Source organism: uncultured Christiangramia sp. (assembly GCF_913046405.1).
GTDB classification, from domain to species: domain Bacteria; phylum Bacteroidota; class Bacteroidia; order Flavobacteriales; family Flavobacteriaceae; genus Christiangramia; species Christiangramia marina.
The window spans coordinates 1-20,952 of record NZ_CAJWRQ010000050.1; the positions used below are offsets into that span (position 1 = coordinate 1).

A 20,952-nucleotide genomic window follows, 5' to 3' on the forward strand; every position below is an offset into this window, starting at 1 on the left:
TGCTGGCGCTGTACTTTTAAGCCACTAGCCGCATTTGCAAGTGGCTGATACTTTAAGATTAGCGCAAAGTTTTACTTCTTTACTTCTTTACTTCTTTACTTCTTTGCTGCTTTTGCTTTAGCAAGTTGAGCGCGTAACCCTGCCATGCCTAATTTATTTGCTCTAGTTTTATCTACCCTGATCTTCCTGTTTGCTCAACCAGGGATTGCTGAACAGCGGTACGCAAACTTTGAATCGGCCTACACCCCGGCGGAAATTCAAAGGCGGCAGAGGCTGGTGCCGGCTGACGATATCTGGTGGACGGTGACTGGTAAGCAGATGGGCTGGATGCACAAAAATGTGCATCAGCTGTTTCCCACTGTAAATGTCTATCGAGATGGTCCTGTTAGTAAGCTGGCAGTCGAACCGAATGCGTCGATTGGGGATTATGAAATCAGCACTGCCAGTGGTGCGATGTCTTTTTCTGATTTTCTGGGAAGTAGACACACCACAGCAATGGGCGTGGTTATACTGCATCGTGGTCAGATCGTCTATCAACACTATCCGCGCATGCAGCCCTACGAGAAACCGATTTACTGGTCGGTTGCCAAGGTGCTGCCGGCGACGCTGATAAGGATCTATGAGGAACGGGGTCTGGTTGATGTTAGTCGGCCGATTCAATCTTACCTGCCGGAACTTGCTGGTTCTGATATCGCTAAAATCAGCATACGCAATATACTTGATATGGCAACGGGGCTTGACTGCCAGGATGAATACGAAAATCGGCAATCCTGCTATTACCAGTACTCTATAGCCATCGGTGATGGCTTCAGGGAAGCGCCTGCGCCGGATAATCCCTATGACTTTCTGAAAACGTTGCGTGTATCTAAGCACGCTGAGCCGGGCCAAAAATTTTCCTATTCCGGTTTGAATACTTTTGTATTGGCCTGGTTGCTGGAGAAGCTGACTGGTGAACCGTTCCAGGATATTTTCACCCGGGAGATCTGGCAGTTGATTGGCGCGGAAGCCGATGCATCTTATCTTGCCTACCGTTACGGTATACCGCTTACCCATGGCGGCTTTTTGTCTAATATGAGGGACCTGGCTCGGTTTGGACTACTTTTTACGCCTTCCTATGGCATTGTTTCAGATACGAAAATTATCTCTGACAAGCACATTGATTTTTTATTCAATAAGGCAAATGCCAATCTGGTTCGGGACGATGGAAGTTACAATATTTACCAGTGGGACTATGTCGATAGACAAGGCTTTCTGTTCAAGGGAGGTTGGGGTGGGCAGGGCCTGTTGGTGAACCCGACACTTGACCTGGTTGCGGTTTTTACCAGCTATTTCAAGGAAGATTATAGCCAACAGGACCTGCGTGCTGCGGTATTTGAGGTGATACGGGGCGTCTACGTAAAACAGAAAGGGCCAGCGGCTGCTCGCTATGATTAAAGACTAAAACGGGTTTCCGGTTACCCGATGCCTTTATAACTGACATCACAGGTGTCACCGTGCTAGGGTGCCTATAAATAACAATCAGCAGGAACATCTTGTCGATCGATGAAGCCCAGTCCGAACAATCGCTAGCCACAGAATCTTTATATTCTTCTACTTACCAGGTGGGTCAGGACAATATCAGACCTTTCGGGCTTGATATTCATAACCCGGTGTTCCTGATCAGCAGTTGCACTATCGTTTCTTTTATAGTCTTTACCTTAAGTCAACCCGATTTGGCAGCTGTCTATTTCAATGAATTACGAATCTGGCTTACTACCACCCTGGATTGGTTTTTCATGGGCGCTATGAACCTTTATCTTCTTTTCTGTGTTTTCCTGGTTCTGTCACCTTATGGACGAATTCGGATAGGTGGGCCGCAGGCGAGCCCGCGTTATCACTTCGTGAGTTGGGTTTGTATGCTGTTTGCGGCAGGAATCGGTATTGGTATTATGTTTTATTGTGTTCTGGAACCCATGAACCACGCCCTGATACCGCCCCTTAATGCTGAATCCATAGAAGGGCAATCGTTAAGGGAGTTGGCTATGGCTGCCACTATTTACCACTGGGCATTTCATCCCTGGGCTGGTTATGCCCTGTTGGGTTTGTCGTTGGCCTTCTTTTGTTATAACAAGGGCCTTCCTTTGGTCATTCGCTCAGCACTATACCCCTTACTGGGTGAGCGAACCTGGGGCTGGCCCGGTCATATAGTTGATATTATTGCTGTTTTTGCAACGCTATTTGGCTTGGCTACATCGCTGGGATATGGCGCTGAGCAGGCAGCAGGTGGTCTTAATTACCTTTTTGATGGCTCTGGGTTACGTGGTTATGCGCTTTATATGGAAGCCTTCCTTTGTTGGCGGTTCCAAAAAGAAAGATAGCGCTGCTGCTTGCGGAGTTTCCGGTTGTGGCTGTAGTGATTAATCACATCACTTCGGTAAGCCGAAAACTTACCATATAATCTTCCGCAGGGATCTTACCAGGATTCACTGGATAAGGTTTGACATTTACCAGGCTTATCTTTAATTCTTTCGAGTTAGCAAAAAGATGGTCTATTGATTGAGTACCTGAAAATTCCACACTCCCAACAAACTCCCGTTTTTCATAGACATCTACCTTTACTCGCACCTGTCCTGCCCAGATGCACATTACGATAGGATTACTGGGACACCTGGAATCTGAAATGATCTTCCTTAATTTTATTCGGCGGTCCCCAAACTTAAGCTCATCTCCAAGGCATAAGGATTCCGAAAAGACATTCAATTCTACTTCCTGATTTTGTTCTTTAGTTTCTGAAGTTGTCTCTTCTTTTTCCTTTTCAGCAGATTGAAAAGAAATGTATAATGCCATAAAAATGATGAGAAATCGCATATTTTCTTTTTAAAAAAGACGATCGCAAATTTCTCCTGTTGCAAAATACTACCCGAGACCTACGTCCAGCGTCATCATGACCATGAAACCTCCAATAAATCCAAGGGTTGAAATATCGGTAAAGTCACCCTGCTGTGCTTCCGGGACCACTTCCTCAACCACAACAAATATCATCGCACCTGCAGCAAAACATAGGGCGTATGGTAATATTGGTTCAAAGGTCATTACTGCCCAGGCACCGAGTACCGCCGCAAAAGGTTCTACAATCGCAGAAAGCTGACCGTAATTAAAACTTTTCCATCGGCTCAATCCCTGTCTTCTTAATGGCATGGCTACCGCAAATCCTTCCGGGAAGTTTTGCAGTCCAATACCAATGGCCAGAGCTACCGCACCACCAATACTGGCACCCTCAAAACCGGCCGCAACACCACCAAACAGCACACCTACGGCAAGACCTTCGGGAATATTGTGCAGGGTGATCGCCAGCGTTAATAATACAGATTTATGCCACGGAGTTTTAACCCCTTCAGCTTCACTCATTTTAAAATTTACGTGCAAATGCGGTAAAACCTTGTCAAGTCCAAAGATGAACAGTGCTCCCAGCCCAAATCCAACCAAGGCCGGTATGGTCTTTTCAAATCCTTCGCCAGGACTCATCTCTATTCCGGGAGCCAACAAACTCCAGAAACTTGCCGCTACCATAACGCCACCGGTAAAACCCAGCATTCCATCAAAGAAAGCACGGTTCATTCCTTTAAACAGGAAAACCAGCGATGCTCCCAATGCCGTAAGTCCCCAGGTAAAAAGGGTTGCATATAATGCTGCAAGTACCGGATCCAATTGTTCGAAATAGCTAATTAATGCTTCCATTCTAAGTTGTTTTTATATATAAGTTGGCTGAGATCTGGTTTGAGATCATCAATTCATTATCATTCATTTCGATCAACATTGATTGATCAAAATCCTCCTTTTGCTTCACCTTTACGGTCGCTCCCAGGGAAATATTATTCTTGTCCAGGTATTGTAGAAATTCTGTAGAGGAATCTTTCACTCCCACACAAATCCCGGTTTCATCCATTTTAAGTTCAGATAGTAACACGCGGTTGGGTACAGAAAAGTTCCCTTCTGAATCTGGAATTGGGTCTCCATGTGGATCTCGCTGTGGAAATCCCAGAAACCTGTCAAGTTCTGCAGTTAGCTTTTCAGACTTAATATGCTCCAGCTGCTCGGCCACTTCATGCACCTCATCCCAGTTAAAATTGAGTTTTTCCACGAGAAACACTTCCCATAATCGATGTTTTCGAATCACTTCTATCGCGGCAGCCCTACCCGCTTCACTAAGTTTTACCCCCTGATATTTCTTGTAATTCACCAGGCTCTTTTCTGAAAGTCTCTTGATCATATCGGTCACCGAGGAGGCTTTGGTTTGCATTTCCTCGGCAAGCGCGTTCGTACTCACCCCATTTTTATAGGAATTCTGCAGATGAAATATGGCTTTAAGATAATTCTCTTCAGATAAGCTAAACATAAAATACATTTTAATAGCACCAAAAATACATTTTTTATTCAATAAATCCATTTTTTAGTCTTGTCTAAATATATTTTATATCTTCGTAAAAAAAATAATGCGGTTTATATCTTTTTTCCTCTTCGGAATTATATCAATTTCCAGTTTTGCCCAGGGTTCTGAAATCACCGGAACTATTAATTCCTTTGAAGGTACCGTAGCATTTGCCAGTATCTATACTGAAGATGAAAATTATGGTACAAGTGCTGATGAAAATGGTGCTTATAGCCTGAAGCTTCCTGCTGGTGAGTATAAGATCATCGTAAAGTCCCAGGGCTTCAGGACAGTTTACAGGAATATCAAGCTCGAACAGGAGAAAAAGACTCTGAACATTGAGATGGAGATAGATCCAAACGGACTGGACGAAATTGTGGTTACCGGGACCAGAACTGCCAAAAGAAGAACAGATTCTCCGGTGATCGTAAATCTTATCAACAGTGAAACCCTGGAACAGGTAGTGGCAACAGATCTTTCAGACGGGTTGCGCTTTCAGCCGGGATTAAGAATCGAAAAAGATTGCCAGACTTGTAATTACACCCAGCTAAGAATGAATGGATTGCAAGGCGGATACTCACAGATCCTGGTGAACGGTCGTCCAATTTTTAGTCCGTTAACCGGTTTATATGGTCTGGAACAAATTCCGGTGAACATGATCGAACGTATAGAGGTTGTTCGCGGTGGAGTTTCAGCTTTATATGGTTCCAGCGCCATTGGTGGGACAGTGAATGTGATCACCAAAATTCCGAAGAAAAATTCATACAGTCTTAGCTATACTTTCGAGAATATCGATGGCGATGCAAACCAGGATATTCTAAACGGAAACGCTACGGTAGTCTCTAAAGATTATAAAGCAGGAGCAAATTTTTTCGTTAATCGAAGAACCCGGGAATTATATGATGCGAATGGCGATAACCATTCTGAATTGCCCGAACTTAAAGACAATGCTTTCGGGGTCAATGCTTTTTATCTCCCAACTGAAGATTCCAAGATCAATTTAAGCCTGAGCAGTTTATATGAATACCGTTATGGCGGTAAAATGGTGGAAGGCCCTGCATATCTTGCTCAACAAAGTGAAGAGAGAACTCATAATGTTCTTATGGGAAGCCTGGATTACCAGGTAAATTTTAATGATGACAAGAGTTCAATTATTCTTTATTACGGTGGTCAATCCACAAAGCGTGATCATTATACCGGGATCATTCCAGATGGCGAAATCGAGAAACAGCAGTTTTTTGCCGATCCTCCTTACGGAACTTCAGAAGTGGAAACGCATCAGGGAGGCGGTCAATTTAATCAGCGAATCGACAATTTTCTTGGTGGTACCACTACACTTACTACGGGAGCAGAATTTGTATATGATGATGTGTACGATATCATTCCTTCTTACAATTACCTCATCGATCAAACGACCCGAAATTTTGGAGCGTTCTTTCAAAATGACTGGGATGTCACTGAGAACCTAAATTTCCTATCAGGTTTTAGAGTCGATAAACATAATCTGGTAGATAATGCGATTGTGAGTCCGCGTCTATCTCTTCTATATAAACTAAAAGAAACCACGCAGTTTAGATTAGGCTGGGGAACAGGTTTCCGAGCTCCTCAGGCTTTCGACACAGATCTGCACATCGCATTTGCCGGGGGCGGAATTTCCCGGATTTCTTTAGCCGAAGATCTTTTTGAAGAGCGAAGTAACAGTTTTACGGCCTCTATCAATTACGATCGAGCTACCGAGCATTTTATCTGGGGTTATACCCTGGAAGGCTTCTACACGAAATTGAATGATGCATTCTATCTTTTTCCATTAGGAGAAGATCAGTTTGGTGAGCGTTTTGAAAAACGTAATGGTGCGGGCGCAACTGTGAAAGGATTTACCTTGGAAACCAGAGCTAATTTTCATTACCTGTTTGAATTGGAAGCAGGATTCACTTTGCAATCCAGTAAGTTTGAAGAACCTGTTGAAAATATAGAAGGACTGGAAGCGAAAAGAGACTTTCTTCGTACACCGAATGATTATGGCTACGCAACCTTAACCTTTACTCCCGGAAAGCGCTTTAATGCAAGTGCTAACCTTGTCTATACAGGAGAGATGGATATCGTGCACTTTGCCGGGCAAGGAACCGGACAGGATATAGACGAATATGACATTACTCCAAGTTTTGCAGAGCTAAGTTTGCGTTTGGGGTATAACATTCCGCTGTCGAGAGTCAATTCTAATATGGAGATCTTTGGTGGCGTAAAGAACGTCACCAATGCTTACCAGGACGATTTTGATATCGGCAAGAACCGTGACAGTAACTACATCTACGGTCCAGGGAATCCGCGTTCTATTTTTGTAGGTCTCAAAATAGAATCTTTATAATATGAAGTTTTCGGTAATCTTTGCTGCTCTCCTCTTTGTTCTTTCTACGGAAACTTCCGCACAAAAAAGGTCTGAAGTAGAATGGCTCACTTTTGAACAATTATACGATTCCCTTCAGCTAAAACCGAAAAAGGTTTTCATTGACTTCTATGCCGACTGGTGTGCGCCATGCAAAAGAATGGATGAAGAAGTTTTTTCTTCCGACGTGGTTAAGAAGCGATTAAAGAAAGATTATTACGCAGTAAAATTTGATGTGGAAAGTGAGGATACTGTCCGCTTTGGGAATCAGGTGTTTATCAATGAACGGCTAAACCGAAGAAATCCGGTTCACCAGATCGCTTTGCTTATGGCCAGACGAAAAAACAGGCCATTTTCGCTGCCAGCAATGGTCTTTCTGGATCAGGATTTTAAAGCCAAAGCAAGGTATTTTCAATATCTCAATAAGGAGCAGTTTCTGGAAATACTGGAGAATTAAAGTCCGCGTTCCTTCTGGATCTGTTCATAGGCGTCCTGCACTTTTCTAAATTTCTCTTCAGCTCCTTTTTTATAGGCTTCATCCATATCTCCTAATTTATCTGGATGGTATTTTTTCGCCATGGTGCGGTAAGCCTTTTTAACTTCAGCGTCTGTTGCAGATTTCTCGATCTCCAGGATCGTGTAAGCGCTGGTGGTGCTTTTAAAGAACATCGCCTTGATACTTTCGAAATCCCGGGCTCCAATTTGAAGATGACCGGCAATTTCCCTGATGACTTTTGCTTCAGCTTCACTTACATGACCATCGGCCTGGGCTATTCCGAAGAGAAAATGGATGATTTGCAGCCTGGTAGGATATTTTGTTCGTGCAGCTAGATACCTGGAAATATTATAAGCCGAAACCTGACGGTTCTTAACTACTTCGTTAAAAGTTCGAAAAGTGGCATTCGCACGCTCTTTTCCGTAGGCCTGAATAAAATACGCGCGAACATAATCAAGTTCCTGCTGGGAGACATTCCCATCTGCCTTGATCACAATGGAACTTAATGATAGTAAATTAAGTTCAAAATCTCCGGGTGAAACTGTTTGCTTCTGTCCCCCAGCCATGGATTTAAACAGACCACCAGAGGTGCGTATGTAATTATCCAGCAGGGAACCTACTATAAATCCAAGAATAGCACCGGGAAACCTGAAGTACATGTATCCCAGAACTGCGGCAAGCCATTTGATCATTGGGCAATTTTCTTTAGCCGCAAAGATAACATTTTAGTGTTGTAATCTATAATTGGCTTCATGAGTTCGCTTTGAATAGGTCATAAACTGAACCTATTAGGACATAGTAATTTGAGATATGTAAGCTGAACTAAATTTGGTACCTTTGTGCCTCAATAAAGTTTAATAAAAAGAATTGATATATGTATCCAGCAGATTTAGTAAAACCAATGAGAGAGGATCTTACTAGTATTGGTTTTGAAGAATTACACACAGTAGAAGATGTTGAGCAGGCTATGGAAAAGAAGGGAACTACTTTGGTAGTAGTGAATTCTGTTTGTGGTTGTGCAGCAGCGAACGCAAGACCGGGAGCTAGAATGTCTTTACAGAATAGCAAAAAACCAGATAATCTGGTAACTGTTTTTGCAGGTGTCGATAAGGAAGCAACAGACAAAGCGAGAGATCTTATGGTACCATTCCCTCCTTCTTCGCCATCTATGGCCTTGTTTAAGGACGGTGAATTAGTACACATGCTAGAGCGTCACCATATTGAAGGTCGCCCTGCAGATATGATCGCTGAAAATCTTATTGGAGCTTATAATGAGTTCTGCTAAGAATCACCTAATATAATTTAAGACCACGCAGTTTCCTGCGTGGTTTTTTTATACCTCAGTTCTAGATTTCGCTATTTTTGGTATTTTTATAGCCTATGGAAAAAATTCTTGCTTACCCGCTTACGGTAATTTTCTATTTCTTCTTTTTTCTGAATTTACTCCTTTTTCATCCTATCCAGTGGGTATGCCTGAAACTTGGAGGATATGAAGCACATAAAAAAAGTGTTGATATCTTCAATCTCTTCCTCTTACGTTGCCTGAATCTTCTGGGAACTACTTTTGATATTCAGAAACCTGCAAATATACCTACAGATCGTACGGTGATCTTTGTTTCCAACCACCAGGGAATGTATGATATTCCGCCACTCATCTGGTATTTTAGAAAACATCATCCTAAATTTGTTAGTAAAAAAGAATTAGGTCACGGTATTCCAAGTATTTCCTTCAATTTAAGACATGGTGGTTCAGTATTGATAGATCGCAAGAACAGAAGAGAGTCGCTTCAAAAAATGTCGGCTTTTGGAGATTATCTAAAAACCACCAAACGTTCTGCTGTTATATTTCCTGAAGGAACTCGCAGTAGAACTGGCGAACCCAAGGAATTTCGAAGAAACGGGATGTTGATGCTTTTCAAAAAGAATCCGGAAGCACTCGTAGTTCCAATTACCATCAATAACTCCTGGAAACTATTCAAATACGGAAATTTCCCGATGGGAATTGGCGTAAATATGACCTTAAAAGCACATGACCCAATAGAAATATCTTCTATGGATGCTGAAAGTCTTATTGCTAAAATTGAAAGAACCATTATCGCAGATATCAAATAACTATGACCGAAGAATTGCTGATCGACCAAACGATCGCTTATGTAAAGGAAACATTGCATAATGCTGAAGGAGGTCACGACTGGTTTCATATAGAAAGAGTTTATAAGAATAGTCTGAATATTGCAGCTTCTGAAGAAGCAGATCTTCTGGTCGTAAAATTAGGCGCTTTGCTACATGATATTGCCGACTCTAAATTTCATGGTGGAGATGATACGGTAGGCCCGGCGAAGGCTAGAGAATTTCTACAGACTCAAAAGGTTTCAGAAGAGATCATAGATCACGTGGTAAAGATCATTGAAAATATTTCCTTTAAAGGTGGAAATGTTCAACAGCAATTTCGATCTATGGAACTTGATATCGTTCAGGATGCCGACAGGCTGGATGCGCTTGGTGCCATTGGAATCGCCAGAACTTTTAATTATGGCGGCTTTAAAAACAGACCACTTTACGATCCTGAGATCAAACCAAACCTTAATATGAGCAAAGAAGAATATAAAGCTTCTCTGACTCCTACCATCAATCATTTTTATGAGAAACTGCTTTTGCTGAAAGAGCGTATGAATACAACTACTGCTAAAAAGATCGCAGAACAGCGTCATGCTTTTATGGAAGTTTTCCTTGACCAGTTCTATGCTGAATGGGATGGAAAAAAATAAAGGCCGACACATTTTTGTATCGACCTTTAATTAATTTCCTTCAGTATTATCCTTTTAGCGGACTAGCTTCTTTATCTTTTAAATGTTCAGCAAAGAAGCCCATCATGGATTTATACAGATCGAGTCGGTTTTCTTCTTTCCCAAATCCGTGACCTTCATCATACTTTACCATATAAGGAACTTCAACTCCGCGTGCTCTCAAGCTTTCCACGATCTGGTCTGCTTCATCGATATTCACCCGGGGATCGTTGGCTCCCTGCACTACGAATAGTGGCTTTTGGATCTTATCCACATGCAAAGCCGGTGAAATTTCGTTCATGATTGCCTGTTCTTCAGCATTGTCTGGATTATACCAGATCTTGTACATGATCTCCCTGTATTTTTCCCAGTATGGAGGGATGGTTTGCATAAATGTGTTGAGATTGCTTACTCCGACATAATCCACACCACAGGCATATTTTTCCGGAGTTTTAGTCATTCCGCGAAGCACCGCATAACCACCATGACTTCCACCGTAAATAGCAACTTTATCTTTATCTACCCAACCCTGATCGATCACGAAGTCTATTCCATCTTCCACATCATCCATGGCTTTGCGGCCTATTTCGCCAAAACCAGCTTTTAAAAATTCTTTTCCGTATCCACCCGAAATTCTAAAATTCACATGAAGGGTGGCATAACCACGACTGGCAAAAAGTTGAGCTTCAGGATTAAAACCCCAGGAATCTCTAATTCCCTGCGGCCCGCCATGAGGATTCACGATAAGTGGTAATTGCTGTCCCGCTTTGTGATCTTGCGGAAGCGTGATGTATCCATAAATGGTTTTGCCGTCCCGGCTTTTAAAGGTGATTGGCTTCATAGAGGCCATATCTTCCGCCTTTAATTGTGGTAATAACTTGTATAGCAGCCTTACCTCATCTTTCTGCACATCGTACAGATAATACTCGCCAACGATCTTATCACTGGTCACAGCGATCATATATTTGCTTTCATCATCTGTTCTGCCAGCAGTGTAGAATTGTTTGTCTCCAAACTCCTTTTTTAGTCTTCCGTAGATCTTTTTATAGGTGTCGCTTACAGGAACCACTACGGTTTTTTCACCTGTGTAGCTGAAGTAGTCAATTTCATAATCGCGTTTTCTCGACAGCGTTAAGCCGGAAACATCAAATGTTTCATTACTGAAGATCGTTTCTATCTTCTTATTCAGCTTTAGATCATATATCTGAATTTCGGTTTTATCACCATCCAGATTGGAAACTACATACGCAAGATCAGGTTGATTAGCATCTACATTGAACGAGGAAATACTAAATGAATCACTAAAATCTGTGTATTTCAATTGTTGGAATTCACCATCAATCCTGTATGACAGCTCTGTATTTACACCATCAACAATTTTAGTAATCGCACGAAGATTCCCCTTGCTGTCAAAATCATAACCTGCTACCGGATCGTCCCCTTCTTCAACGCTGTAAAGTTTTGTGATCTCTCCGGTATTCACATTCAGCCTGTAAGGTTCTTCCTGTTGCAAGTTGTCTTTATTCATCTGGATGATCATATGATCTTTATCCTCTTTTAAAGAAGATATGATGTTGGCACGCACCCCGTCATATGGAGTAAGGTCGACATCATTTTCTCCGGAAATATCCACCCCATAAACATGGTAATTTTCATCACCACCTTTATCCTGCATATAAACGAGCCTGTCCTCACTGGCCCAGGCAAATCCACGAATAAGATCTTCCCCCTGTGCTTTTAGCAAAGTTTCTTTTTCTGAAATGATTTCTTTTAGATAAAGATCCCGTTCTCCTGAAGCTCTTCGTTTCATATATCCAATGTATTTTCCATCTGGAGATAATTTGAATGAAAATGCTTCTGGAGTTTTAAAGTAATCTTCAACTGAATATTTGTAGTTCCCCGATTCCAGGGCGGCGAGTCTGGCTAGCTCTTCCTTGCCTGATGGTAGTGTGGTATTTCCTGGTTTTTCTTTCACGATCTTATGTAGTTTTCGCGGGTATTCCTGCCCGGATTAGTATTTATTCCCTACATCGTTTCAAATTTCAATTTTCCTATAATGGTGATTTGCAACCTTGATGAAATGATGCCTGGAATGTCTTCCTGCAAAAGTATCGAATCAAGTTCGGAAGGCCTGTAGTACTAATAAAACATTAGGATTTTGACCTACAGAATCTGGTAGCAGAGTAGATCAATTCTTGATTTTGAGAAGCTATCGTATCTCCTGGCAGTATGGGCAAAAATAAGTACTTCTACCGCCAATTTTTATCATTTTGATCTTAGCCTTCCCATTCGGACAGTCACCACCTGCTTCCCGATGATTTCTAAGATACGAATCGGGAATCTGCTCACCTTCGGTTTTGCTTCTTGTCACCGTTTCCAGGATGATATTCATCTTTTTGAACATCGCCTTTAGATCCTTGTCAGCGAGATTCTCGCATTTCGATTTTGGATGAATTCCTGTTTGAAATAGCATCTCGTCAACATAAAGGTTCCCTAACCCGGCGATAAAAGCCTGGTCCATTAATGCAGTTTTCACATTGCCTTTCTTATTGCTGAAAAGCTCTATGAATTCTTCTTCTGAAACTTCAGTGGCATGCGGTCCAAGTTTCTTCTCTTTTCTGAAGTTTTCAATGTCATCAGTTAGAAATAGTTTGCCAAATTTCCGCGGACAGATAAAAGACAGTTTGCCGCCATTGTCGAAAGTAAGCGTTAGCTGCGCATGTTTATGGAAATCATCGTGCTGGAAGAAGTCCATTCTGCCCGTCATTCCGAAGTGAACTACCAGAAAACCATCCTTCCCTAGTTCCAGAAAAAGATATTTACCAATTTGAGAAACCGCTTTGATCTCATTCCCTTGAAGTCTATCCTTAAAATCTTTTTTAGGTGACTGGAAGATCTTGTCTGCACCCGTATCCACCTTTACAATCTTTTGATGAAGGCTGGTGGAATCAATATATAATTTTTGATAGGCGACTTCTGGTAATTCTGGCATAGCTTTTTGTTTTCAAGTTAGTATAAATAGAAATTTCATAAAAATTAAAAAAGCTTTGTCTGCCCATCTTTATATTCCTCATGCAACTTACAGTTTAGACTGGGTTTTTTACGATCTTGCAGATACATTTTGCGAGCGATTTGAAACTGCTGCTTTACCTGTTCAGCAAACTGTCCTTCTCCCTTCATACGGGTGCCAAACCTACTATCGTTAAGGCTGCCTCCATGAATATCTGCAATCTGATTTAAAACTTTATCGGCTCTATCTGGCATTGATTTTTTGATCCAGTCTGTAAAGATCTCTCCAATACTGCCATTCAATCGCACGATCGTATAGCCCACACCCAGCGCACCTCTATTAGCCACTTCCCGAACCAACGGCATTATTTCATGATTATTGATCGAGGGAATGATAGGTGCCATCATCACACTCACCGGAATATTAGCCGCAGAAAGTTTCTCTACAGTTTCCAGTCTTTTTTTAATACTGGCAGTTCTTGGTTCAAGGATTCTTCGAGTATGTTCCTGCAGTGTGGTGATACTTATATTTACGTGTACGAGCCTGTCCTGAGCCAGTTCTCTTAGAATATCCATATCGCGTAAAATGAGGGAGTTCTTGGTGATCATTCCAACAGGATGCCGGTATTTAAAAAAGGTTTGAAGTAAACTTCTGGTGATCTTCAGTTCCTTTTCTATAGGTTGGTAACAATCGGTATTTCCAGATAGCACAATGGGTCTTGCCTGCCAGGATTTGCTTTTTAGCTTTTTCTCTAAAAGTTCAACAGAATTTCTTTTTACCAGGATCTTTTGTTCGAAATCCAGACCAGCGCTATATCCCCAGAATTCATGACTGTTACGGGCGTAGCAGTAAATACAGCCATGTTCACAACCCTGGTAAGGATTTAGTGAAAAGTCCATTCCAACATCGGGACTGGTCACTTTGTTTACGATACTCTTCGGAAAGGTTTCAATAGTTGTGGTTTTAAAATTTACCGCTTCTTCCCCTTCAGCATTGCAATAGTTTAAAAAGTCGTCCCTGGTTTCATGACTATGCGCATCAAACTTATTACTGCTGTTTTTCTGGGCTCCCCGGCCCTTGATAAAATCCTCATAACTCATGTTTCAAAATTATGGAATTATTCCTTTTTAATGGATTTTATCCTAGTTAAAATTTAAAGAAAAGGCTCCTTCATCAAATCATGATTTTCAAAAAGAAGCCAGTATTTTATTTATTAGGGAATTCGGCTTTACGCTTGTTTAGAAATGCTGAAGTTCCTTCTTTAAAATCTTCAGTGCCAAAACTATCTCCGAAACCTTTTACTTCCATTTCAAAACCATCAACACCATCTTCATAGTTAGCATTGATCGCTTTGATTGCCGTAGAAATAGCAACCATGGAGTTTTTCATGATCTTTTGAGCCAGGCTCACAGCCAGTTCCATCAATTCTTCCTGAGAGGTTACGTGGTTCACCAGGTTGTATTGCAAAGCCTGGTTGGCATCGATCATTCCCGCGGTCATGATCATCTCCATTGCACGACCTTTTCCTACCAGTTGTGGTAATCTTTGAGTTCCACCATATCCCGGTATCACTCCAAGAGATACTTCCGGAAGACCCATTTTCGCATTTTCACTGGCAATTCTAAAATGAGCTGCCATGGCAAGTTCGAGTCCGCCACCAAGAGCAAATCCATTTACAGCTGCAATAACAGGTTTAGGGAAATTAGCTACATAATCAAAAAGCTTTTCCTGTCCATCTGCCGCAAGTTTCTTTCCTTCTTTGGGTGAATAGTCGGCAAATTCACTAATATCTGCTCCAGCTACAAAAGCCTTCTCTCCGCTACCCGTAATTATTACGACTTTCACTTCGTCATTATCTTTCGCGGCTTTGAAAGCCTGATGAAGCTCAAGAATCGTCTCTCTATTAAGAGCATTTAGCTTCTTTGGTCGATCTATCGTGATCGTTAATATTTCGTTTTCAATCTCTTCTAAAATGTTCTGATAACTCATAATCTTTATTTTGGAAATCGTACGTTAAAGATAGTGCCTTTATTTTGTTTGGAAACAAAGCTAATCGTCCCGTTATAAGTTTCCACGATATTTTTTACCATAGCAAGGCCTAATCCCATTCCGCTTGATTTCGTGGTGAATTTAGGTTCAAAAACCTTCGTTTTATTTTCTTCGGAAATACCCATTCCATTATCGGAAACCGAAATAAGAACGGTATTCTCCTCTTCTTCGACCGCCACCATAATTCGAGGATCTTCTACATCCTGAAGCGCCTGAGTAGCATTCTTAACCAGGTTGGTCACCACCCTGATTAATTGCGTACGATCAAATTTCGCCAGGATCTCTTCCTGATCACATTGAAACTCAATGTATTTCTCATTAAAAATATCCAGGGCCAGCTTAACGATCTTGGGGACATTCAAAGTTTCATTTTGTTGTGCCGGCATTTTTGCAAAATTCGAGAATGCCGAAGCAATGGAACTCATTGTATCAATTTGGTTGATGAGCGTTTCACTGTATTCATCAACCTTATGATGAATTTCGGGATCTTCCGGATCAAAATTACGCTGAAAACTTTGTACGCTCAATCGCATAGGTGTCAACGGATTCTTGATCTCATGCGCTACCTGCTTGGCCATTTCCCGCCAGGCTTGTTCCCGCTCATTGGTGGCCAATTTTACGGCACTTTCCTCCAGCTCATCGATCATACTGTTATATGCCGAAACCAGTGCATAAATTTCTTCTGTTGCATTGGAGAGTTCGATCTTCTGGTTTCGTTTGTCCAGTCTCGTCTGGTTGATCTTTTCAGAAATGATCTTCAGCGATTTGGTGATATATTTTGAAAGAAAGAATGAGAGAATAATGGCTATCAACAGCATAAAAAGATAGACTTCAGCCATGCGCACCAGGAAATTGTTCAAATCCCTGTTCAGCAGACTATCATCCTGTACATATGGTAAATACAGGATTGCCAGTGGCTTAAATTTTCCATCGGTAATATAACTGTATGAAGACTGGTATTTCTGCCCGTTGACTTCAGTTTTCTTTAAATAATGCTTGGTAGTGGTCGCGTCCAGCTTACTGAGTACACTTTCTGGAATACTTACAGTAGTGGAATCTTTAAAGAAGGATTCGTTGGACTTGATAATAAGGCTTCCGTCGAGATCATAAATATGGATCTGCATCTCGTGAACTTCAGCCATTTCATCGATCTTATCCCTTTCAGTAAAAATTGGCCCAAGATTCTCTGTGTCTACAACATAAGTTGTACTGGCAAGTACAAATTTAATATTCTCAAGGATCGCTCTTTGCTTACGCTCCAGCCGTTCTTCGTGATAACTTTCAGCTTCCTGCTTATATTGATATACTGTCACCCCAAAAATTAGAATAGATGCCCCCAGAACCAGTAGGATCATAGAGATAAAAATTCTGGTTCGTAAGGATAGTTTAAGCATCTTCATAAGGCAGGCTTCGCTTCAAGGCAACAATTATCGAACCATTTCAGGCATTGGGATTTCTGGATCGAATTCTTTTATATAATTTGATCCCCAGCATTAACATAATCCCCAGTAGAAAAATTCCCAGAACTCCGTAGATCCAGTTAATAGCATCCCGCACGATGACCAGGAAAATTACTGAAAACAGAATTAGGGTGCTTCCCTCATTCCAGATTCGCATTCCGTTTGAAGTCCAGTTAATAATCCCTTTCTGCAGTTCTTTAAAAATCAGGTGGGTCTTAAAATGATAGGCAAATAATAGCACAACAAAACCAAGTTTCAGGTGCATCCAGGGTTGCTCAAGCCAGCCCGGAACCATCGCCAGTAACGTAAAAGCAAAAGCGCTCGCCAGGATCGCAGATGGCCAGGTAATAATGAACCAGAGCCTTTTCGCCATTAGTTTTAGCTGGTCTCCAAGAATTGTTCTATCCGGTTCCGGCTTTTCAGCAGCTTCGATCTGGTAAACAAATATGCGCGGAATATAAAAAAGCCCGGCAAACCACGTGATTACGAAAATAAGGTGCAGGGCTTTGATATAATTATAGTACTCCATTTAGTCTTCAGTCTCTACGAATAGATAATTAAGATCCATCGCATTAAATTCCTTATTAAATGCTTTTACTTCTTCTTCTAAAAGCTGGTCAAATTTATTCAATTCTTCGTTGATACTGGCAGTAAGTTGGTCTTTAACTGCAATATCCTGCTGAGTTGGTGGAAAATCGTCCATTCCTACGAGACTGTTCAAATGCGCCAGTTTATTGGTGAGTCTTATCGGGAAATTAAGCGGATCCTGGTTACTGCGATTCCTGGTCTGGTAAAGCGCATTCTCTATTTCTGAAAGTTGCTCGCTCAGAGTTTTCGCTTTTTCCAGCAGTGGTTTTACCTGCTCATTGCTTTTATATTGCTTCTGAAAATCCTTCAGTTGTGTATCGACCTTTCTCATTTTTTTGATGGATTGATGAGCCTTGTCTACGGTTTTATTCACGCCGGAAATAAAATCGTATTGTTTTTGCATTCCAGCCAGATCGGTTTCGGCATTTGCATCTGCTAAAATCTCGAAATCCTGTTTCATCACCTCATCTTCCACTTCCAAAACTACCTTGTAATTTCCGGGAACCGCTTGCGGAGCGTCTGTACTTGCCCACCAAAGGATCATTCCGTCAAGTCGTTCAGCGCCTTCGCCACGCATATCCCAAACATGCTGATTCGCTCCTTTACTTACTTCCAGTTTATTCTTTTCTGCTTCAGAAGAGAAGCTCTGAATCGTATCATTTTCAGCATTTAAATAGCTTAACTTCACTTTTTTACCTTCAGGATCCTTCAGAAAAAAATAGGTCATGACTCCGGCGGGATGGTTCGTCCCGGCTGTTGCACTTTCTCGGGATCTGCCATCCATTCGATAAGAAGCTTTCGGTTTAAACAGATGATCCTGATTCTTTTCAACTGAATTCAACTGGTGTAACAGGCTAAGATCATCAATGATCCAGAGACTTCTTCCCTGCGTAGCCACGATCAAATTATTTTCTTTAATGGCAAGATCGGTAATTGGAACAATTGGCAGGTTTAACTGAAAAGTTTTCCAGTTTTCTCCATTATCAAAAGATATATACATCCCGGTTTCAGTACCTGCATAAAGCAAGCCTTGTTTTGCAGGATCTTCACGAACCACCCTGGTAAAATGTTCCGAAGAAATTCCAGAGGTGATCTTTTTCCAGGACTTCCCGTAGTTGGTCGTTTTATATAAATAAGGAGCAAAATCTCCCAGTTTGTACCTGGTTCCAGCGATATATGCCGTGCCTTCATCAAAAACAGAAGGTTCAATACTATTGATCATCATCCACTCCGGCATTCCTTTAGGTGTTACATTTTCCCAGTTTTTTCCACCATCTCTGGAAACATGTACCAGGCCATCATCACTTCCAGTCCAGAGCAGACCTTCCTTTAAAGGCGACTCTGCAGCAGCGAAAATAGTACTGTAATATTCTACGGAAGTATTGTCCTGGGTAATAGGTCCTCCGGAAGACTTTTGTTTCGACTTGTCATTTCTCGTAAGATCATTACTAATTTCCTCCCAGCTTTCCCCTTCATTCGTGGTCATATGTAAATGATTGGATGCGGTATACAATTTATCAGGATCATGCGGAGAGAAGAAAATAGGGAAATTCCACTGGAAACGATATTTGAGGTCCTCGGCTCCGTGACCCATTGGGTTATCTGGCCAGACACTAATACTCCTTACAGTCCCGGTTTCATGATTGTACCTGGTTAGGAATCCATCATAACTTCCACCATAAACGATCTCAGGATTTTCAGGATCTACGGCGATATGCGCGCTTTCTCCTCCGGCTGTAGATTCCCAGTCACCTTCTCCAATACTTCCTCCTTCTGTTCTATGCCTGATTCTAACCGTAGAATTATCTTGTTGTGCCGCATATATTCTATACGGAAATGAATTATCTGTAGTTACCCTGTAAAACTGAGAAGTTGGCTGATTGTGGTATGTACTCCAGGTTTCCCCACCGTCGTAGGTAATTTGTGCTCCACCATCGTCGCCCATGATCATACGCTGAGGATCTTCTGGAGCGATCCATAGATCATGGTGATCGCCGTGTGGTGCGTTGGCAGAACTGTAAGTCTTACCGCCATCGGTACTTGTATGATAATTCACATTGAGCACATATACCTTGTCTTGATCTTCGGAGTCGGCATAGATTCGTGTATAATACCAGGCACGTTGTCTCAGGCTACGATCGTCATTAATCAAATTCCAGGTTTCACCGGCATCGTCACTGCGATAAACACCTCCTTTATCTTTATTCTCAACAATAGCCCAGACTCTTTCGCTATTTGCAGGAGAAACGGTCACTCCAATGATCCCAAGAGTATCCTTCGGAAAACCATTGTTTTCTGAAATTTCCTTCCAGGTTTCCCCGCCATCCGTACTTTTCCATAAAGCTGATCCCTCTCCTCCACTACTCAGACTATAAGGTGTGCGCTGAACATTCCAGGTACTAGCATATAAAATTCGCGGATTGTTGGGATCCATAATAAGATCTACTGCACCGGCATCTGCATTAGAAAAAAGTACTTTTTTCCAGTTTTTACCACCATCGGTAGATTTATAAACTCCCCGCTCTTCAGTAGGTTTGTAAATATTTCCGAGAACAGCTGCATATACAGTATTGTAATCCTTCGGATGAATAACGATTCTGGGAACATGCCGACTGTTTTTTAATCCAGCGGAGCTCCAGGTTTTCCCGGCATCTTCGGTTTTCCAGATTCCGTAGCCAGAAGAAACATTTCCACGAACCGTTTTTTCGCCACCACCCACATACATCACATTTGGATCGCTCTTAGCAACCTCAATGGCGCCAATGGATCCTCCAAAATAACCATCAGATATATTGCTCCAGCTGCGACCTCCATTCGTCGTTTTCCATACACCGCCACCTGCAGCTCCAAAATAGAAAAGATTTGGCTTACCGGGAACACCGGTTACTGCAGCACTTCGTCCACCTCGAAACGGACCAATTAGACGATATTCCAGAGCGCCGTAAAGTTCTTCGGAAATTTCCTGTGCAAAATGTTTTTGTGAATTGAAAAGAGTGGCGATCAGTAAAAGAACTGACAGCCTGAGTAGAGATTGATTCATAGAAAATCGTTTAGTCTGCTTTAAAGATAAGGATTTACTATAATTTTCAAGCTTCTGAAGTTTACCTGAGCGTATGCCGAATCTCACGATTCAGAAAATAGGCAGTAATGATCGTAGAAAGTACATCGGCAATTGGAAAAGAGATCCAGACGCCAAGCTCTCCATAGTACTTCGGAAGAATTAGCACCAGCGGAATAAAGAGAAATCCCTGTCGCGATAGAGTAAGCAAAAATGCTGGCACAGCTTTTCCGATGGCCTGGAAATAAGCGGCGCCAATTAGCTGAATAGTTACAATTGGAATCGCTGCAAAAACCCAGCGCATTGCTGAAGGTGTTTGCTCTAGAATACTTGGTTCCGTAGTAAATATTGCGACAATATCTGGCGCGAAAATCATGATTCCGGCAAAGATTAGCAGCCCCATCAGGAAAGAATATAAAATAGCAGTATTGATACTTTTTCGAACCCTGCTGAAGTTCTCTGCCCCATAATTAAAACCGGCAATAGGCAAAAATCCCTGGGTGACTCCAAGTACCGGGAAGAGTGCGAACATAAGCATACGCGCAATGATCGCATATACGGTGATCGATTCTTCTCCACCTAGATCAAAAAGAATATTATTCATTAAAAGATAGGTAACGCTTACTACAGCCTGCCTGGCCAGAGTGACCACTCCCAATGCTGAAATTTCCTTCAGAATAGGAAAATCCATATTGAAATGAGAAAAACTGATCT

The 20,952-nt window shown here is 41.8% G+C and carries 19 protein-coding genes; 7 read left to right on the forward strand and 12 right to left on the reverse strand.

From position 1 onward, the window contains the following. The first annotated feature begins 144 nt into the window (after window positions 1-144). Window positions 145-1,434 (forward strand): serine hydrolase, encoded by a 1,290-nt coding sequence (locus QZ620_RS08125; RefSeq protein WP_295180596.1) that lies wholly within the window; start codon window positions 145-147, stop codon window positions 1,432-1,434. Window positions 1,435-1,532: 98 nt separating this feature from the next. Then, window positions 1,533-2,357 carry a BCCT family transporter gene (locus QZ620_RS08130; RefSeq protein ID WP_295180598.1) on the forward strand — a complete coding sequence of 275 codons (825 nt, stop codon included), beginning with the start codon at window positions 1,533-1,535 and terminating at the stop codon, window positions 2,355-2,357. Between the two features lie 43 nt (window positions 2,358-2,400). Here QZ620_RS08130 and QZ620_RS08135 read toward each other — a convergent pair whose 3' ends face one another. From QZ620_RS08135 to QZ620_RS08145, 3 genes are read right to left on the reverse strand one after another with little or no spacing between them, the layout of a single operon-like run. Beyond that, window positions 2,401-2,847, reverse strand: a complete 447-nt coding sequence (locus QZ620_RS08135; RefSeq protein WP_295180600.1) for a hypothetical protein — start codon at window positions 2,845-2,847, stop codon at window positions 2,401-2,403. Between the two features lie 48 nt (window positions 2,848-2,895). Beyond that, complete coding sequence (locus QZ620_RS08140; RefSeq protein ID WP_295180601.1) at window positions 2,896-3,717, reverse strand: ZIP family metal transporter; 822 nt, start codon at window positions 3,715-3,717, stop codon at window positions 2,896-2,898. A gap of 1 nt (window position 3,718) precedes the next feature. Next, the gene (locus tag QZ620_RS08145) at window positions 3,719-4,375 is read right to left on the reverse strand and encodes a metal-dependent transcriptional regulator (RefSeq protein WP_295180603.1); all 657 of its coding nucleotides are present in this window, start codon (window positions 4,373-4,375) and stop codon (window positions 3,719-3,721) included. Between the two features lie 97 nt (window positions 4,376-4,472). Between QZ620_RS08145 and QZ620_RS08150 the strand changes: the two genes are divergently transcribed. Both QZ620_RS08150 and QZ620_RS08155 read left to right on the forward strand, forming a co-directional pair. Then, the gene (locus QZ620_RS08150) at window positions 4,473-6,773 is read left to right on the forward strand and encodes a TonB-dependent receptor (RefSeq protein WP_295180605.1); all 2,301 of its coding nucleotides are present in this window, start codon (window positions 4,473-4,475) and stop codon (window positions 6,771-6,773) included. 1 nt (window position 6,774) lies between these two features. Further along, entirely contained in the window at window positions 6,775-7,248 is a 474-nt protein-coding gene (locus tag QZ620_RS08155) for a thioredoxin family protein (RefSeq protein ID WP_295180607.1), read from the forward strand. On the opposite strand, the gene QZ620_RS08160 is transcribed toward QZ620_RS08155, so the two are convergent. After that, the gene (locus QZ620_RS08160) at window positions 7,245-7,979 is read right to left on the reverse strand and encodes a TerB family tellurite resistance protein (RefSeq protein ID WP_295180609.1); all 735 of its coding nucleotides are present in this window, start codon (window positions 7,977-7,979) and stop codon (window positions 7,245-7,247) included. The two genes, QZ620_RS08155 and QZ620_RS08160, sit on opposite strands and share 4 nt — an antisense overlap. Window positions 7,980-8,161: 182 nt before the next feature. Between QZ620_RS08160 and QZ620_RS08165 the strand changes: the two genes are divergently transcribed. From QZ620_RS08165 to QZ620_RS08175, 3 genes are all read left to right on the forward strand, one after another. After that, window positions 8,162-8,572, forward strand: a complete 411-nt coding sequence (locus tag QZ620_RS08165; protein WP_141876506.1) for a BrxA/BrxB family bacilliredoxin — start codon at window positions 8,162-8,164, stop codon at window positions 8,570-8,572. 95 nt (window positions 8,573-8,667) lie between these two features. Continuing rightward, window positions 8,668-9,399, forward strand: coding sequence for a 1-acyl-sn-glycerol-3-phosphate acyltransferase (locus tag QZ620_RS08170; RefSeq protein ID WP_295180612.1), 732 nt, complete (start codon window positions 8,668-8,670; stop codon window positions 9,397-9,399). A 2-nt stretch (window positions 9,400-9,401) separates the two neighbouring features. Continuing rightward, a complete protein-coding gene (locus QZ620_RS08175; RefSeq protein WP_295180614.1) occupies window positions 9,402-10,055 on the forward strand; it encodes an HD domain-containing protein in 654 nt (217 codons plus the stop codon). A 46-nt stretch (window positions 10,056-10,101) separates the two neighbouring features. On the opposite strand, the gene QZ620_RS08180 is transcribed toward QZ620_RS08175, so the two are convergent. The 8 genes from QZ620_RS08180 to QZ620_RS08215 form a co-directional block, all read right to left on the reverse strand. Continuing rightward, window positions 10,102-12,048 carry a S9 family peptidase gene (locus tag QZ620_RS08180; protein WP_295180616.1) on the reverse strand — a complete coding sequence of 649 codons (1,947 nt, stop codon included), beginning with the start codon at window positions 12,046-12,048 and terminating at the stop codon, window positions 10,102-10,104. 234 nt (window positions 12,049-12,282) lie between these two features. Further along, a complete protein-coding gene (locus QZ620_RS08185) occupies window positions 12,283-13,065 on the reverse strand; it encodes a DNA-formamidopyrimidine glycosylase family protein (RefSeq protein ID WP_295180618.1) in 783 nt (260 codons plus the stop codon). 44 nt (window positions 13,066-13,109) lie between these two features. Then, window positions 13,110-14,183, reverse strand: coding sequence for a PA0069 family radical SAM protein (locus QZ620_RS08190; RefSeq protein ID WP_295180620.1), 1,074 nt, complete (start codon window positions 14,181-14,183; stop codon window positions 13,110-13,112). Between the two features lie 106 nt (window positions 14,184-14,289). Further along, window positions 14,290-15,072 carry an enoyl-CoA hydratase-related protein gene (locus tag QZ620_RS08195; RefSeq protein WP_295180622.1) on the reverse strand — a complete coding sequence of 261 codons (783 nt, stop codon included), beginning with the start codon at window positions 15,070-15,072 and terminating at the stop codon, window positions 14,290-14,292. A gap of 5 nt (window positions 15,073-15,077) precedes the next feature. After that, window positions 15,078-16,532 (reverse strand): ATP-binding protein, encoded by a 1,455-nt coding sequence (locus tag QZ620_RS08200; protein ID WP_295180624.1) that lies wholly within the window; start codon window positions 16,530-16,532, stop codon window positions 15,078-15,080. Window positions 16,533-16,572: 40 nt separating this feature from the next. Further along, window positions 16,573-17,121, reverse strand: coding sequence for a CopD family protein (locus tag QZ620_RS08205; RefSeq protein ID WP_295180626.1), 549 nt, complete (start codon window positions 17,119-17,121; stop codon window positions 16,573-16,575). Continuing rightward, entirely contained in the window at window positions 17,122-20,220 is a 3,099-nt protein-coding gene (locus tag QZ620_RS08210; protein ID WP_295180628.1) for a glycosyl hydrolase, read from the reverse strand. Between the two features lie 61 nt (window positions 20,221-20,281). After that, window positions 20,282-20,952, reverse strand: a 671-nt coding sequence (locus tag QZ620_RS08215) for an MATE family efflux transporter (RefSeq protein ID WP_295180630.1), incomplete at its 5' end; no start/stop codon positions are given.